Source organism: Desulfurella sp., from assembly GCF_049977265.1.
Lineage (GTDB): Bacteria > Campylobacterota_A > Desulfurellia > Desulfurellales > Desulfurellaceae > Desulfurella.
In genome coordinates this window covers 12,463-28,280 of record NZ_JBMFGQ010000022.1, presented here as the reverse complement: position 1 = coordinate 28,280, position 15,818 = coordinate 12,463, and the positions used below count along the sequence as shown (strand labels likewise).

Genomic DNA, 15,818 nt, shown 5'->3' with positions numbered 1-15,818 from the left:
CTGATAATTAAAAACTCTACAATTGAAGCATTTAGCGTTCCAAGCTCCAAGCCGTGCATATTAACAGGTTTTGTTAACAAGTCGCCAAAAGTTGCCCCAAATGGCCTTGTAAAAACAAAGGCAACCCAAAACAGTATAACCGGGCTTACCTTGCTAAAATAATGCAAACCCAAAACAATCAAAATAACAGAACTTGTTAGCATTGTGCCACCTAAGTAGCTCAAATGCAAACTATCTGATAAAAGATCCCCAAAAGCAGTACCCAAACTATTTGAAAAAAGTACTGCTACCCAAAAAAATACTTCTTTTCTAAAGTCAGTCATTGGGTAAATACTCAAGTCTCTGTATTTTTTATACCACAAAAATAATGTTGCAAGCAATGCGCTTGATAACACTAAGCTGCCCAATGGATAACCTAAATGAAGTGTCCTATCTAAAAGATCGGATATTTCTGTACCTACAGTGGTTGTACCAATAATCGCCAGCCAAAAATACAATGGTACATACTTTTTAGAGCTTAGCTGCGCAAAAAGTGTAATTGCCAAAAAACTCATTGTAATAACAAGCGTTAAGCTATAGCCCAAATTGAGTGTCATTGACAAAAAATCTCCAAACGTTTCACCAAGCGTTGTCGCTACAATTTTTGTTAGCCAAAAAATCACACCTACTTGAGCTACCTTGTTTAAAAACTCATTTTCTTTAACAATTTCCATACATACCTCCTTAAAAAATGTTTTCAAGAGGTATTTTATTTAAAAAACATTAACGCAAAATTAACGCTTTTGTTCAATTGCGTATTTTAATTCTTTTAATGCATTTTTTAAAGAGCAGACGCCACAAGAGTGACATAAAAAAATGGGTTTATTGGTTTTTTTTGAAAATTTTACAGCTTGATTTTTTGCTGGGTGAGAAACTTTGTTTGTAAATACTATCAGAGCGTCTACACCACCAATTTTAGAAGGAAAGTCAGTTACCCTTTTTGTAAAAACTTTTAGTTTTACACCCATTTGCTCTCCTGCTTTAACATAGTCTTCAACAAGTTTATCCATGCCACCTACTACAAGTACACACATTGAATGCCTCCAAAAAATTATAGTATTCTAATTTTATTATATTTATCTAACATTGTCAATAATATTTTTCACATAAAAAAATACTTGAAAAATGGCTCATATTTGCTATACTAAACGAAGTTTCGGAGGAGTGGCCGAGTGGTTTAAGGCGGCGGTCTTGAAAACCGTTGAAGGTGCAAGCCTTCCGTGGGTTCGAATCCTACCTCCTCCGCCATTTTTTTATTTGGAGAGGTGGCCGAGTTGGCCTAAGGCGCTCGCCTGCTAAGCGAGTGTAGGGGCAAAACCTCTACCGCGGGTTCGAATCCCGCCCTCTCCGCCATTTTTTATGCAAATTCAAATTGTTTATTCAAAGCGAAAAACTATAAGCCTCATCATTACAAAAGATGCTAATTTACTGGTAAGAGCTCCTTTTGGCACAAATAAAAGCACAATTATTAAAATTATACAAGATAAAAAAGCTTGGATTGAAAGAAAAATAGATGAAATCAAAAAACATCCTTTGTGCGCAAAAAAAGATTACATAGATGGCGAAAAATTTTATTACTTAGGCAAAATTTATGAGTTAAAAATATCAAATGCAAACAAAAACAGTGTTTTTTTGAGTGATGGTAAGATTTTTATATTATTAAAAAAACAATCAAGCACAAAAACAGTTTTAATTAATTGGTACAAAGAACAAGCTCTAAATTTTATAAAAACTCGTTTAAATTACTACTCAAACCTGCTTAATTGTACATTTAAAAGCGTAAATATTACAAGCGCAAAAAAAAGACTGGGCTCTTGCGATTTTAACGGTAATTTAAGGTTTAGCTTTTATAATATTTTGCTTGATCAAGCTTATATTGATTATGTCGTTATTCATGAGCTTTGCCACTTGTTTTACCTAAATCACTCAAAAAATTTCTGGCAAAAAGTAGAAAGTATCATGCCTGATTTTAAACAAAAAAGATTGTGGATTAGAAAAAACTTTTATATAATAGCAAACAGCTTATGATAACAAAAACAATAGTAAATGAAAATCCTGTAATTTATAGTTCTTTTCCTACTATGACAACCTATAAAGATTATTTAGTAATTTTTTTTAGGCAGGGTTTGGTTGATAAAAGTAATCCACACGGCTTTCATGGTAAGGTAAAATGTGTCAAAATTAAACTAACTGACTTGAAAAAACTTTTTGATCAAAACTGTTCACTTAATATCCAAGAAGAAATCGTTTTTGAAAGCCAAAACGAGTTAGATGCAATCGTATCAAAATTAAGCGATAATCTGTATACGCTTGCCACAAGAATATTTGTTAAAGACAAGATAAACGATGTATTTTTATCCGTATCAAACGATTGCAATTTTAAAGAAAGAATTAAAATAAACATTAAAGGTGTTAATTTAGCTGCAATGTATGGCAAAGCAATAAGTTTTGGTTCATATTATATATTTAGTGCGTATGGTAGCTTAAAAAATGAAAACTTTACAAGACCTTTATTTATTGCAACAAGCGATTTTTATCATTTTGAATTGTTTAGTTATTTACAAAGCTCAAAAGATTTAATGCTAAATGAAACTTCTGTGGTTAAAATTGACAGTAACTACATTGCATTTTCTCGCAAAGATACATATCCAGACTACGCCATATACTTAAGCAGCAGTAAAAATTTATCAAATTGGGATACTCCAAAAAAATTAATTGGCTTTGCATTAGCTCCCATGGCAATTACTGCAAATGAAGAAATTTTTGTAAGTTTTAGGGATAATCAAAACAATACAAATAAAATCAGCATTATAAACACAAAAACTTTAGAAAAAAAAGTAATTGATACATATAAGGGTAGTCTTTTCGATGGAGGTTACAGTGATTTAGCTTTTATTGATGGAACTATTTATATGGTCTACTATACAAACAATATAGCACCATTTATAAAAATGGCAAAATTAAAACCATTTTAAACAGTTTTTTTATTGAGGTTTTCTAAGGGAGGATAAACGCAATTTCTGCCATTTTCTTTCGCTAAATAAAGGTTTTTGTCTGCAATTTTTACAAGTGTGTCTATATCCATACTTTTGTTAAATTCAGCTGCTCCTGCGGAAATTGTTATATTAAAAGATATTGTTTTGTATTTATTAAAAGTCATTATCGTTTGTGAAATTGTGGAACGTATTTTATTTGCAAGCAAACATGCACCATAAAGGTCAGTATTTGGTAGAGCAAGACAAAATTCCTCTCCTCCGTATCGGCCAAATACATCTGCCCTTCTAGTCATTTTTAAAACAATTTCTGCAAGTTTTTTTAAAACAGAATCACCTATATCATGACCATAAGTATCATTAATCTTTTTAAAATAATCAATATCTAAGATTACAAAAGAAAGCGGTTTGTTTTCTCTAACACTTAGTGCAGTCAAATTTTCCAAAAAGTGAAAAAATGTGCGTCTGTTATATATACCTGTCAAATAATCCTTTTCAGATGTTTCTTTTAACTTTTTGATTAATTTTGAAATTCTGATATTGGCTCTTACTCTAGAAAAAAATTCATTAATGTTGTATGGTTTATAGATAAAATCATCTGCACCTAAATCCAAAATCTCAGATAAAATATCTTTTTCTCTAAAAGCCGTAAGTCCAACTATTGGGATAAAACTAAAGCGATCATCTGTTTTTAAAATACTGATCAAATCATAACCTGTATATTGTGGTAAAAAAATATCCATCAAAATAACATCTACATCTACACCACCAATTAAATATCTCATTGCTTCAACTGCATTTTTCGCGCTTATTGGCTGTATATTTTTTAGTCTTAATTGCTGGCAAATTGTTTCATTTTGAATTAAAGAATCTTCTATTACAAGAGCAGTTCCTTCGTTAATTTCTTCATTAAAATAATCAAGTAAATAATTTAATAATTGACCTTGTTTAAAAGGTTTTTTTAAAAAATCAAAAGCACCTGAGTTAAAAGCTTTTTTTTCGTAGTAATCACCTTCATTTGCCGTCAAAATTACAACAGGCAAAAAAATTAAATTTAATTCTTCTTTTATTTTTTTGAGTAACTCAAAACCCCCCATCTGTGGCATTTCACCATCAATTATAGCAAAATCAAACTTTTGATCTTTTAGCAAAAAATTATAAGCATACATACCATCTTCAAAGATTTCTAAATCAAAGTAATCTTGTAATTCTTTTTTTATAATGGCTCTTATAGTTGAGCTATCATCGCAAATTAAAATTCTTTTTCTCACTTACTTTATATATTTTGGGTAGGAACCTAAAAGTTTAACAAAAGGAACCATCTGACTTAAACTATCAAAAGCCCTTTTAACACTTTCAGTCTCAATATGGCCATCAACATCCACATAAAATATATAAGACCAATTTTCTTGCTTTGATGGTCTGGATTCAATTCGCGTTAAGTTAATTTGATTGTCATAAAAAATTTTTAAGATAGAATAAAGTGCTCCTACCTTATCATAAATAGAAAACATCAATGATGTTTTATCTTCACCGCTTGGAGAGGGTAAATGTTTTCCTATAACCAAAAAGCGCGTTACATTATTTATTTTATCTTCAATACCTTTTGCTATCACATTTAGATCGTATAGGCTGCTTGCTGCCAATGATGATATAGCAGCTGCACTTTTATCTTTTGCTGCAATTTTTGCTGCTTTAGCAGTAGATGCCGTTTCAAGAAGTATTGCGTTTGGTAAGTGTTTTTTTAGCCAGTTCTTACACTGTCCAAGCGCGTTTGGGTGAGAATAAACGGTCTTAATCTCACTTAAACTAGTTGACTTAGATATCAAATTATGCTTTATATCTACCATAACTTCGGACACAATTTTAACATTAGAATTAACAAACATATCAAGCGTATAATTTACCACACCTTCGATAGAGTTTTCTATTGGCACCACTCCAAAATCAGCACGTTCTTGTTCAACATCAAAAAACACATCCTCAATTGACTCCTCTGGTTGGTAATAAAGACTTGTGCCAAATTTTTCAATTGCAGCTTGATGTGTAAAAGTTGCTTCTGGACCTAAATAGCTTATGGTTAATGGTTCTTCCATTTTTATTGAAGCACTCATTATTTCCCTAAAAATTGCTTTTAGAGAATTTTTATTCATATAGGTAAGCTTTAAGCTATCAAGCGTTTTGTATATCTGGTTTTCCCTTTCTGGAGCATAAAAAGACAAACCTTTTTCGCGTTTAATTGTGCCAATTTCTTTTACAATTTCTGAGCGTTTTTCCAAAAGCTCAATTATTTTGTTGTCTATATTGTTAATCTGAGCCCTTAAAGTTTCTAAATCTTTATTATTCATCCTTGCCTCTTACAAGAAATTTGTTGTCATAGCACGCCATTTTTCCCATCTTTTATCTAATAACTTTCTTGGATTATTGCGCGTTAATTCTTTTAAATTTTCTACAATATAATTTTTTATGTTGTAGGCTGTTTGCTGAGGGTTTCTATGCGCTCCACCAAGTGGTTCCTCAATGATATCGTCTATAACTTTCAAGCTATAAAGATCTTTAGCAGTTACATGCATTGCTTTTGCTGCTTCTACTACATGACTCGCATCTCTCCAAAGTATTGAAGAACAGCCTTCAGGTGAGATCACACCATATATTGCAAATTCAAGCATAGCAACCTTATCGCCAACTGACAATGCAAGCGCACCACCACTACCGCCCTCGCCTGTTATTATGCAGATTATAGGTACTTTTAAACCAGACATAATATATAGATTCCTTGCAATGGCTTCAGACTGGCCTCTTTCTTCTGCACCTATACCAGGGTATGCACCAGGTGTATCTACAAACGTTACAATTGGCAGGTTAAATTTTTCTGCTAATTTCATAACTCTTTGGGATTTGCGGTAACCTTCTGGGTTTGCCATTCCAAAATTTCTATATAGATTTTCTTTTGTATTGCGACCTTTTTGGTGACCTATAACTGCCACTTTATATTTATCAATAAAACCAAAACCAGTTAGAATAGCTTTATCGTCGGCAAATAATCTATCGCCATGAACTTCAATAAAATCCTTCACAATTAAATTTATAAAATCAAGAGCATATGGTCTATTGGGATGTCTTGCAATTTTAATAACTTTATCAATAGAGAGATTCTCAAATTCTTTTTTTATTATTTCGTTTTTTTTGAGCTCTAAAGCTTCTATCTCTTGGTGCACATCAAGAGAGCTATTTAGTGCCATTTGCCTTAAATTTTCAATCTCTTCCTCTATTTCGTATATAGGTCTTTCGAAATCATAAACAAACATAATTCACCTCTTGCTTACAAGGCCATCATCTTTCATTAATTTATATATTATCGAGTCAAACAAAGCCTTCTTTGATGCCTCAATAACATCTTCTCCTACTCCAACCGTTTCCCATCTATGTTTTTTATCCGTTGACTGTATAAGCACTCTTACGCTTGCACCTGTACCTTTTTCGCTCTTTAAAATTCTAACTTTGTAATCAATAAGTGCTAATTCTGTAAGGTTTGGGTAAAAGACGATTAAGGCTTTTCTTATAGCATTATCAAGCGCATTAACTGGACCATTTCCCAGACTTGCAGTATGTTCTACTTTGTCTTTTACTTTTACAATTACTGTAGCCTCAACCGGGCTACGCTCACTTTTGTTGCAACGCTCTCTATCAATTATAGTATATGACAAAACTTCAAAATAATCCCTTATTTCACCTCTGTGCTTTCTTAAAAGCAACTCAAAAGATGCATCTGCAGTTTCAAAATAATAGCCTTCATTTTCAAGTTTTTTAATTTCAGCCAAAGCACTCTTGCCTGCTTTAGAATCTTTATCTAATTCAATTCCGATATTTTCTGCTTTATACATAATATTGCTTATTCCAGAGAGGTCTGAAACAAGGACTCTTTGAGTATTACCCACAAGCTCTGGTATAATATGTTCATAAGTTTTAGAATTTTTCAAAATTGCGCTGACATGAACACCGCCTTTGTGAGCAAATGCACTTTCACCTACAAATGGCAAATGTTTATTGTGTGGCAAATTAAGTATTTCATCTATTTTTTTTGATACACTTGTGAGTTTTTTTACATTTTCATCACTTAGACAATCTACACCCATTTTTATTTTTAAGTTAGGTATAATAGAACATAAATTAGCATTTCCACAGCGCTCACCATAGCCATTAATCGTGCCTTGAACATGAACAATGCCATGTTTTACGGCCAAAATCGTATTTGCTACGCCAAGCTCAGAATCGTTATGCTGATGAATGCCAAGAGGCACATTCGGAAATCTGGCTTTTACTGTTTCTATAATATTTTCAAGTTCCCATGGCAAGGTACCACCATTTGTATCTGCAAGCACAATTACATCAGCGCCACCTTCAATTGCAGCTTGTAGAGTTTTGAGTGCATACTCTGTATTATTTTTAAAACCATCGAAAAAATGCTCAGCATCGTAAATAAACTCATCACAATGTTTCTTTAAATATTGAACAGAATCAAATATTATCTCTAAATTTTCGTCAAGAGTAATTTTCAAAGCATCTTTTACGTGCAAATCCCAACTTTTTCCAAAAATCGTAATAACAGGCGTTTGGCTTTCGATTAGCTGTATTATATTGGGGTCTTCTTCTACTTTAAGTTTGGCTCTTCTTGTAGAACCAAACGATGAAATTTTAGCATTTTTTAAATGTAAACTTTTTGCTTGTCTAAAATAATCTTCATCTTTTGGATTAGAGCCTGGCCAGCCACCCTCTATATAGTGTATCCCCAAATCATCCAGAATTTCTGTTATTGTGAGTTTATCTTCTACAAGCAAACTTACATCTTCTGACTGTGTCCCATCCCTTAGCGTTGTATCAAATATTTTAACTTGATCGTGCATACCCCCTCCAAATCTATTTGATTATTCTTTGTCTAACCCAAAAGCGCTATGCAAAGCTCTTACTGCTAACTCTAAATACTTTTCTTCTATTATACACGAAACCTTTATTTCAGATGTTGTAATCATTAAGATATTTATACCTTCTTTTGCCAATGTATCAAACATTTTTGCAGCAACGCCTGAATGAGACCTCATGCCAACACCTACGATAGATACTTTTGATATATCTTTTCTAACTTCTATATCGCTTGCTCCAATCTCTTTTATGATTGGCTTTAAAACATCCTCGGCTTTATCTGCTTCGTTTCTTGCTACTGTAAATGAAATATCAGTAAAACCGGCTTCACTTGCGTTTTGTACAATTACATCAACATTAATATTTTTTTCTGCAATGGCTCCAAATATTCTTGCAGATATACCGGGTTTGTCTGGCACTTTAACAATAGTTATCCTTGCTTGATTCTTATCATGCGCAATACCTGATACTAATACTTTTTCCATATTTTCATCCTCCCATGTAACTAATGTGCCTGGATTATATGTATAACTTGATATGACCATAATTGGTACATTGTACTTCATTCCAAACTCAACAGATCTAATCTGCAAAACTTTAGCACCTAAACTAGCAAGCTCCATCATTTCTTCGTATGTTATTCTATCTAACTTTCTTGCCTTTTCTACAATCCTTGGATCTGCAGTATATACACCATCTACATCCGTATAAATCTCGCAAACATCGGCTTTGATGGCAGCAGCTATAGCAACAGCCGTTGTATCAGAACCACCCCTGCCAAGTGTTGTAACTTCATCTGTATCTTCTGATATACCCTGGAAACCAGCAACTATAACAACGTAATTATCATCGAGCATTTTTAAAATCTTTTTTGCATCAATACTTTTTATGCGTGCTTTTGTGTGAGACGAATCTGTTATTATGCCACACTGTCTGCCAGTTAGCGCAACAGCCTTCACGTCAATTTCATTTAAGTGTATAGCTACAAGTGCGCTTGATATGCGCTCACCACTTGAAAGCAACAAATCCATCTCACGCTCTTTTGGATTTTTTGATAGAATATTAGCCATCTCAACTAATTTATCAGTTTCTCCTGCCATAGCAGAAATTGTAACAACAAGCTTATTACCTTTCTCTTTTGTTTCTTTAATGTGCTTGCAAACATTTTTAATTTTCTCTAGAGTGCCAACCGACGTACCACCGTATTTTTGAACTATAAGGCCCATTTAAACCCCCTTTTATATTAATAATTCCCTTTTGCCTTTATCGTCTGGTTTTGACAATATGCCCATTTTTTCCATTTGCTCTACAATACGAGCAGATCGATTATAGCCAATTTTTAACCTTCTTTGAATATAGGAAATTGTAGGCGAACCACCGTCTTTTATGATTTTTAATGCTTCATCAAAAAGCTCGTCTTTTTCCTCATCTGTTTCTTCCTCTATACCGCTTTCTTCTTTGGCTTCATTTATAAGTTCTTCGTTATAAATTGGTGCACCTTGAGACTTTACATAATCAATAATTGTTTTTAGTTCATCATCGGCAATAAATGCGCCATGAACACGTATAAAATGCGATGTACCTGGCTGCAAAAATAGCATATCTCCCCTTCCAAGTAACATTTCAGCTCCTTGCGAGTCTAAAATCGTTCTAGAGTCTATCTTTGAGGATACTTTAAAAGATATGCGCGCACTAAAATTTGCCTTAATTAAACCAGTCAATACATCAACGCTAGGCCTTTGTGTAGCAACAATTAAGTGTATGCCAGCAGCGCGTGCCATTTGAGCTAATCTTGCAATAGATAATTCAACCTTTTTGGATGATACCATCATTAAATCTGATAACTCATCTATCACCACTACTATGTAAGGAAATGGTGAATAATCAATTTGGCCATTTCTTGCTTTTTCATTGAAACCATCAATATTTCTAACGCCTGACTCACTCATAATTTTGTATCTTGTTTCCATCTCTTTTACCAAAGCCGCTAATGCTCCGCTAGCCTGTCTTGGATCAATAACAGGTGGCATTAAAAGATGCGGTATGCCATCATACACTGAAAGCTCAATCATTTTAGGATCAATAAGTACAAACTTAACTTCATCTGGCGTTGACTTATAAAGTACACTAACTATCATTGTATTTAAACCAACACTCTTACCTGCTCCGGTTGCCCCGGCAATCAATAAATGGGGCATCCTAGCCAAATCCGCTACAAAAGGATTACCCATTATATCTTTACCCAAAGCTAATGTCAATGATGATTTCGAGTTAATAAATAACTTAGATGATAAAATTTCTTTCATAAAAACTGTTTGGGTTTGCCTGTTTGGTATTTCAATGCCTACTACATTTTTACCTGGAATAGGTGCAATAATGCGTATTGAAATTGCTTTCATAGCCATTGCTAAATCGTTAGCTAAATTTGATATTTTGCTTATTTTTATGCCAGATGACGGTTTAAATTCATAAAGCGTAACAACCGGCCCTGGTCTAACTTCCACCGTTTTCCCGGTCACACCAAAATTTTTTAATTTTTCTTCTAAAATCTTGACATTTTCTAAAATTTCATTTTCTTCGATTTCTTTGTTAATATTCACTACATCATTTAAAAGCTCAAGATTAGGTAGAATATATCCATTTTTTAATTTATTCTCTGTGGCAATAGTGGTATTGTAATTATCCTCCTTAACTAAATTGCGTTTTATGCTGATGCTCGGCTTTTTTTGTAAATCAATAGGTTCTATTTCTTCTTTGATGCTTTGCGGTTGAGATTGTATCCTATCATTGTTATCTAATTGAATATTTTGAGGTTTTTCTACTTTTTGTTCTTTTATTTTAATTTTTTTTTTGAACTTAATTTTTTTTAATTGTTCTATTAATACGATAAACATTTCTTTCACAGAAAATAATAAGCATAGGGCAGCTATTGGAGAAAATATTACTATTATACCTACCCTGCCTAGATAAAATTCTAAAAACTTACCTAAATAATATCCACTTAAGCCGTACAAAAAATAACCATTTTGCGTTAGGAACGCTCTACCTTGAGAACCAAATAAGATAAACAACATTATATTTACTGACAAAATAAACAAAAAAACAAACATAATACTTCTTATAAACTTTATTGGCTTTATTAGATAAGCAAAAGCACTATCAAACAATAAAATAGGTAATGTGTAAGACAATATTCCAAAATTTGTGAATAAAAAATTTGAAACATCGGCGCCTAAGTAGCCAATGAGATTATGTATCTGAGATTGAGGGTAAAACATATCCCGAAAATCATAAGATATTATAGCCAAGAAAATTATTAATAATAAAAATATATATACAGCCAAAAAAGTTTGTTTCTTCAAAATCAAACCTCCATTATGATAGGCAAAACCATGGGGTTGCGCATAAGCTTTTTGTATAAAAATTTGTTTAAAGCTTTTCTAATTTTTTTCTTTAACTCTAAAGAATCCATACTAACATTTAAATCACATTGATTTACAAGGTTTTTAACCATGCTTGTAGCTTCGCTAATAAGCTTTTTTGATCTTTCTTCGTAAGTTAAGCCTTTTGTTATAATATCTGGACCACTAATGAGCTCACCGCTTGAGCTATCAAAAGCCAAAATGACTATAACAAAACCATCAGTTGACAGTTGCATTCTATCTCTTATGACTACGTCTTCTACGTCTCCAACCCCTTTTCCATCAACAAACACTCTTCCTGCTGGTACTTTTTTTATAGCCTTCACATTATTGTTTAACTCAAATACATCTCCATTGTCAAGCATAAATATGTTATCTGTACTAATTCCTACATCTATTGCTATGTCTTTGTGGGCTACACGCATCATATATTCACCATGAATAGGTATAAAATACTTAGGTTTTGTAATGCCGAGTATGATCTTTAGCTCATCTTTTGAAGCGTGGCCAGATACATGCACTTCTGAATTTCTATCATGATAGATTTTTGCACCTTCTTTTAAAAGTGTGTTTATAATTCTGTAAACTGCCTTTTCATTTCCAGGAATTGGTTTTGCTGAAATAATAAACGTATCCGTTGGCTTCACTTTAATCTTTTGATGCTCTTTTGAAGCAATTCTTGATAAGCCACTCATGGGTTCACCTTGAGAGCCAGTTGTAACAATAATTAGTCTGTTATCCGGGTAATCTGATAATTGCGATTCTTCAATTATACAGTTTTTGGGGTCTTTCAAAAAACCTAACTCTTTTGATATGGTTGTGTTTCTAACCATACTCTTACCCATTATGCATGCTTTTTTATCGGTCAAAGAAGCAACATCAATTATTTGTTGCACCCTATGGATATTTGATGCAAATGTCACAACTATAATTCTACCTTTAACTTCCTTAAACAAATTATAAAAAGCTTCACCAACTTTTTTCTCGGATTTTGTAAAACCTTCATTTAAGGCATTTGTACTATCGCTTAAAAGCAACTTCACGCCTTTTTCTCCATAATAGGCAAGTCGAGCCAAATCAATAGGCTTTCCGTCCACTGGTGTTTGATCAATTTTAAAATCCCCGGTATGCAAAATTATTCCTGCTGAAGTTTCAATAGCAAAACCTACACCACCTATTATAGAATGTGTCATTAAAATAGGTTCAATTTTAAAACCACCTACTTTATAAATCTTTTTTGATTCAATTTCAATCAACTGCACGTCATTAATTTTGAACTCGTCGAGTTTTTTCTTCAAAATTCCTAATGTAAATTTTGTGCCATACACAGGAAGCTTTATCTTTTCAAGTAAATATGGCACAGCTCCTACATGGTCTTCGTGTGCATGTGTTAAAAATAAAGCTTTAAATTTACTGGCATCCTCGTAAACATAAGTAAAATCAGGTATTACTAAATCTACACCAAGCATATCCTCTTCAGGAAACATTAAACCCGCATCAATCAAAATAGCGCTCGTCTTGTCTTCGATTACAGTACAGTTTAGTCCAATCTCAGATAATCCTCCAAGCGGTATAACATTTATACCCATGTTCTCTCCTTTAAATAATTAAAAAATTTATATATTTCTTGAATGCTCACCTGCCTTGGCCTTGCATTCAAGATTAAATTTTCATTTAAATTTTCTAATTTAATATATTTTTTTAAGTTATTCCTTACTGTTTTATTAGGTTGTGAGAAAAAAATTGTTAGAAAATCAAAAAAAGTCTTGTCAATTTCAATATTAAGCAAACTCTTTTCATATGGTTCTAGCAAAATTACACTAGAAATTACCTTTGGTGCAGGCCAAAAAGCTTCTGGCTTAACATCGAAAACTTTTTTAACATTACAAAACATTTGTACAAAAATACTAAATTTGGAATACTCTTTAGTGTTTAGTTTTGCAATCATTGTATTTGCAACTTCTTTTTGAACCATAAAAATCATTTTATCTATAAATTGTTTTTGCTTAATCATGTTTACAATGATCTTTTTTGAAATGTTATATGGCAAATTTCCTACAACGCAATATTTTTTATCTAAAGCATAAACCGAGGCATCTGACTGTATAATATTTAAATTTCTTTTACCAGTAAATTTATTTTGTAAATATTCAATCATATCACTATCAAACTCAACTGCGTCTACGTTAAAACTTTTATTTAATAAAAGTTCGGTTAAAGCTCCTCTGCCCGGCCCAATCTCAAGCACACGATAATTTTTTTCGATTAAAGAAATTATATTATGAGCAACATTTAAATTTATTAAAAAATGCTGCCCTAATGATTTTTTTGCTTGCATTTATTCATTTTGTAAGCTTGAAGCACTGCCTCCTGCATACTTTGATAACTTGCTATAAATTTACCTGCAATATCGAATGCACTGCCATGGTCTGGAGATGTTCTTATAATTGGCAATCCTAAAGTAATATTTACGCTTTTATCAAAATAAAGCGCTTTTAATACACTCAAGCCTTGATCATGGTACATGCTAACAAAACAATCATAAATCTTACGATTTTGTGGTAAAAATGCAGTATCAGCTGCTATAGAACCTACGACATCTATACCAATTTTTTTAGCCTCTTCTACTGCAGGTATGATTTCTAATTCTTCCTGACTACCAAACATACCATTTTCTGAGTTGTGTGGATTAAGTGAACAAACAAGTATTTTTGGCTTTTTAATGCCAAACTTTTCAATCAAGTCTTTATGACTTATTAAAATAGTATTGAATACACGCTCTTTTGTTATAAAATCGCTTACCTGCCTTAAACTTACATGCGTTGTAACAAGGCTAATTCTAAACTTTCTATAACCAAGCATCATTACATATTTTGTTGTATTTGTCTTTTGCGCCAAGATTTCAGTGTGACCTGGATAATTAAAACCTGCTAAGTTCATTGCTTTTTTATTTATTGGCCCACTGACATAGGCGTTTATTTTGTTGTGAATAGCCATATCTATGGCGTAATCAATGGATTCAAAAGCCAATTTGCCAGATTGTTCATCAATCCGACCAATAGACACCTCGCTTGGATTTGAACTTGTGCAATTAAATACATTTAATGCTTTCTCGTCTATACTATCAAAACTATCAATTGCATTGATTTTAAAATTTAAATTAAATAATTTTTTATAAAATGCAAATACGTTGCTTGCGCCAAAAACAACAATATTAAAATTACCTTTTTTACCGTATAAAAAATATTTTATTATAATTTCAGGTGAAATACCTGAAGCATCACCCATACTTATACCAATTATTGGCTTATTTTTCATAAAATTCCTCGCTTAAAATGTCGTACAAAAAAGCAGATTGAGATTTGTTTAAAACTTTTTCTGGCACAGCCAATACTTTATAAACTGCCTTTTTTGAAGGAAAGTATATTGTAATAACATCATTTACCTTTACATTTGTTTGAGCTTTTGCTTTTATATCATTTAAGAAAACAAAACCATCATCACACATCTGTTTTGCGAGCGTACGTCTTTTGACAATACGCGATTGTTTCAAAAAAAGGTCAATTCTCATTAAAAGTGCTTATATCCATAGAGCTTTTCATCCCACTTAACCAGCTTGAAAATCTCTCTTGTAATTTTTCCTCAAATAATAAATTTCTAATTTTATCTTTTACATCATCAAACGACAAATTAACATTTTTTTTATTCAAAACTTTAATAATAAAGTAACCATTGCTGGATTCAATTATTGGACTAATCTGGCCAACTTGCATTTTTTCTATGATACCTTGTAGCTGTTTATTAATATCTGCTACGTAAAGTTGTTTTGGTTCACTTTTGTTTATTGAGTACTTTCCTTTTACACTATCAAAACTAGACCCAAGCTGTAATTGCCTCATTGCTTCTTCAATATCGGGTTTGCTTTTTGTCTCTATTATATCCAATGTAACAGTGCTTTGATTAAATAAATTTGGATGATTATCGTAAAAATTTTTAATTTCTTTTTCATCAATCTGTATTGTTGGAGCAAAAACCTTTTGCATTACTCTTAACTTATACGCATTAAATTTTGCAAATTCTTTGTAATAGTCATAGTTTAAACCCTGTTGTTTAATCTTTTGTTCAAACTCATCTTTTGTTAATTTATTATTTCTTGCAACATTTTCGATAAACTCGTTTATATCTTGATCCGTTAACACAATCCCATCTTTTTTTGCAATATCTTCTATTGCATAATCATCAATTACATCATTTAACAATTGTTTTTCATCTTTTGCATGGTAAAAGGGCGCAAGTTCTTTTAAATCATATGTAGTAATAGGTCTATCGTTTACAGTTGCAATAATTTTATCTATCACCTCAGCTTTTGATATATTCGCAAAAAATATAAAAGCTGCGATAAATACAAAAAGTTTTTTCATATTCACTCCTTTGTGTAGAATAT

General features: G+C 32.2%; 15 protein-coding genes and 2 tRNA genes. 4 read left to right on the top strand and 13 right to left on the bottom strand.

Features of this window, described 5'->3' with window-relative positions:
- Nucleotides 1–713, bottom strand: a 713-nt coding sequence (locus ACP5FO_RS05565; RefSeq protein ID WP_428157143.1) for a COG4705 family protein, incomplete at its 3' end; no start/stop codon positions are given.
- A 60-nt stretch (nt 714–773) separates the two neighbouring features.
- Nucleotides 774–1,073, bottom strand: coding sequence for a DUF2325 domain-containing protein (locus ACP5FO_RS05560; protein WP_428108919.1), 300 nt, complete (start codon nt 1,071–1,073; stop codon nt 774–776).
- A gap of 124 nt (nt 1,074–1,197) precedes the next feature.
- On the opposite strand from ACP5FO_RS05560, the gene ACP5FO_RS05555 reads away from it, so the two are divergent.
- The 4 genes from ACP5FO_RS05555 to ACP5FO_RS05540 all read left to right on the top strand — a co-directional run bounded on the left by ACP5FO_RS05555 (nt 1,198) and on the right by ACP5FO_RS05540 (nt 3,014).
- Nucleotides 1,198–1,287 (top strand) — tRNA-Ser (locus tag ACP5FO_RS05555).
- Nucleotides 1,288–1,298: 11 nt separating this feature from the next.
- Nucleotides 1,299–1,392, top strand: a tRNA-Ser gene (locus ACP5FO_RS05550).
- Between the two features lie 6 nt (nt 1,393–1,398).
- A complete protein-coding gene (locus ACP5FO_RS05545; protein WP_428108923.1) occupies nt 1,399–2,067 on the top strand; it encodes a M48 family metallopeptidase in 669 nt (222 codons plus the stop codon).
- Nucleotides 2,064–3,014 carry a hypothetical protein gene (locus ACP5FO_RS05540; RefSeq protein ID WP_428108930.1) on the top strand — a complete coding sequence of 317 codons (951 nt, stop codon included), beginning with the start codon at nt 2,064–2,066 and terminating at the stop codon, nt 3,012–3,014. Before ACP5FO_RS05545 ends, ACP5FO_RS05540 begins: the two co-directional genes overlap by 4 nt.
- On the opposite strand, the gene ACP5FO_RS05535 is transcribed toward ACP5FO_RS05540, so the two are convergent.
- The 11 genes from ACP5FO_RS05535 to ACP5FO_RS05485 are packed head-to-tail and all read right to left on the bottom strand — an operon-like array spanning nt 3,011 to nt 15,795.
- Nucleotides 3,011–4,303 carry a diguanylate cyclase gene (locus ACP5FO_RS05535; protein WP_428157142.1) on the bottom strand — a complete coding sequence of 431 codons (1,293 nt, stop codon included), beginning with the start codon at nt 4,301–4,303 and terminating at the stop codon, nt 3,011–3,013. The two genes, ACP5FO_RS05540 and ACP5FO_RS05535, sit on opposite strands and share 4 nt — an antisense overlap.
- A complete protein-coding gene (gene pheA / locus ACP5FO_RS05530) occupies nt 4,304–5,380 on the bottom strand; it encodes a prephenate dehydratase (RefSeq protein WP_428108940.1) in 1,077 nt (358 codons plus the stop codon).
- 9 nt (nt 5,381–5,389) lie between these two features.
- Complete coding sequence (locus ACP5FO_RS05525; RefSeq protein ID WP_428108943.1) at nt 5,390–6,340, bottom strand: acetyl-CoA carboxylase carboxyltransferase subunit alpha; 951 nt, start codon at nt 6,338–6,340, stop codon at nt 5,390–5,392.
- A gap of 3 nt (nt 6,341–6,343) precedes the next feature.
- Nucleotides 6,344–7,936: a citramalate synthase gene (cimA, locus tag ACP5FO_RS05520; protein WP_428108946.1), complete on the bottom strand. Its 1,593-nt coding sequence runs from the start codon at nt 7,934–7,936 to the stop codon at nt 6,344–6,346.
- A 21-nt stretch (nt 7,937–7,957) separates the two neighbouring features.
- On the bottom strand, nt 7,958–9,178 hold the full coding sequence (locus tag ACP5FO_RS05515) for an aspartate kinase (RefSeq protein ID WP_428108949.1): 1,221 nt from the start codon (nt 9,176–9,178) through the stop codon (nt 7,958–7,960).
- 12 nt (nt 9,179–9,190) lie between these two features.
- Nucleotides 9,191–11,314: a DNA translocase FtsK 4TM domain-containing protein gene (locus ACP5FO_RS05510; RefSeq protein WP_428108952.1), complete on the bottom strand. Its 2,124-nt coding sequence runs from the start codon at nt 11,312–11,314 to the stop codon at nt 9,191–9,193.
- A 2-nt stretch (nt 11,315–11,316) separates the two neighbouring features.
- The gene (locus ACP5FO_RS05505) at nt 11,317–12,963 is read right to left on the bottom strand and encodes a ribonuclease J (RefSeq protein ID WP_428108955.1); all 1,647 of its coding nucleotides are present in this window, start codon (nt 12,961–12,963) and stop codon (nt 11,317–11,319) included.
- Nucleotides 12,954–13,712, bottom strand: coding sequence for a 16S rRNA (adenine(1518)-N(6)/adenine(1519)-N(6))-dimethyltransferase RsmA (rsmA, locus tag ACP5FO_RS05500; RefSeq protein WP_428108958.1), 759 nt, complete (start codon nt 13,710–13,712; stop codon nt 12,954–12,956). Before rsmA ends, ACP5FO_RS05505 begins: the two co-directional genes overlap by 10 nt.
- Nucleotides 13,691–14,692, bottom strand: a complete 1,002-nt coding sequence (gene pdxA / locus ACP5FO_RS05495) for a 4-hydroxythreonine-4-phosphate dehydrogenase PdxA (protein ID WP_428108961.1) — start codon at nt 14,690–14,692, stop codon at nt 13,691–13,693. Before pdxA ends, rsmA begins: the two co-directional genes overlap by 22 nt.
- Nucleotides 14,682–14,945, bottom strand: coding sequence for an RNA-binding S4 domain-containing protein (locus ACP5FO_RS05490; protein ID WP_428108964.1), 264 nt, complete (start codon nt 14,943–14,945; stop codon nt 14,682–14,684). The genes pdxA and ACP5FO_RS05490 overlap by 11 nt, the downstream gene beginning before the upstream one ends.
- Complete coding sequence (locus tag ACP5FO_RS05485) at nt 14,935–15,795, bottom strand: peptidyl-prolyl cis-trans isomerase (protein ID WP_428108967.1); 861 nt, start codon at nt 15,793–15,795, stop codon at nt 14,935–14,937. The genes ACP5FO_RS05490 and ACP5FO_RS05485 overlap by 11 nt, the downstream gene beginning before the upstream one ends.
- Between the last annotated feature and the right edge of the window lie 23 nt (nt 15,796–15,818).

Coding starts and splice junctions, on each gene's coding strand:
- ACP5FO_RS05560 (WP_428108919.1), bottom strand. CDS start 1,073: ATGTGTGTACTTGTAGTAGGTGGCATGGATAAACTTGTTGAAGACTAT.
- ACP5FO_RS05545 (WP_428108923.1), top strand. CDS start 1,399: ATGCAAATTCAAATTGTTTATTCAAAGCGAAAAACTATAAGCCTCATC.
- ACP5FO_RS05540 (WP_428108930.1), top strand. CDS start 2,064: ATGATAACAAAAACAATAGTAAATGAAAATCCTGTAATTTATAGTTCT.
- pheA (WP_428108940.1), bottom strand. CDS start 5,380: ATGAATAATAAAGATTTAGAAACTTTAAGGGCTCAGATTAACAATATA.
- ACP5FO_RS05525 (WP_428108943.1), bottom strand. CDS start 6,340: ATGTTTGTTTATGATTTCGAAAGACCTATATACGAAATAGAGGAAGAG.
- cimA (WP_428108946.1), bottom strand. CDS start 7,936: ATGCACGATCAAGTTAAAATATTTGATACAACGCTAAGGGATGGGACA.
- ACP5FO_RS05515 (WP_428108949.1), bottom strand. CDS start 9,178: ATGGGCCTTATAGTTCAAAAATACGGTGGTACGTCGGTTGGCACTCTA.
- ACP5FO_RS05505 (WP_428108955.1), bottom strand. CDS start 12,963: ATGGGTATAAATGTTATACCGCTTGGAGGATTATCTGAGATTGGACTA.
- rsmA (WP_428108958.1), bottom strand. CDS start 13,712: ATGCAAGCAAAAAAATCATTAGGGCAGCATTTTTTAATAAATTTAAAT.
- pdxA (WP_428108961.1), bottom strand. CDS start 14,692: ATGAAAAATAAGCCAATAATTGGTATAAGTATGGGTGATGCTTCAGGT.
- ACP5FO_RS05490 (WP_428108964.1), bottom strand. CDS start 14,945: ATGAGAATTGACCTTTTTTTGAAACAATCGCGTATTGTCAAAAGACGT.
- ACP5FO_RS05485 (WP_428108967.1), bottom strand. CDS start 15,795: ATGAAAAAACTTTTTGTATTTATCGCAGCTTTTATATTTTTTGCGAAT.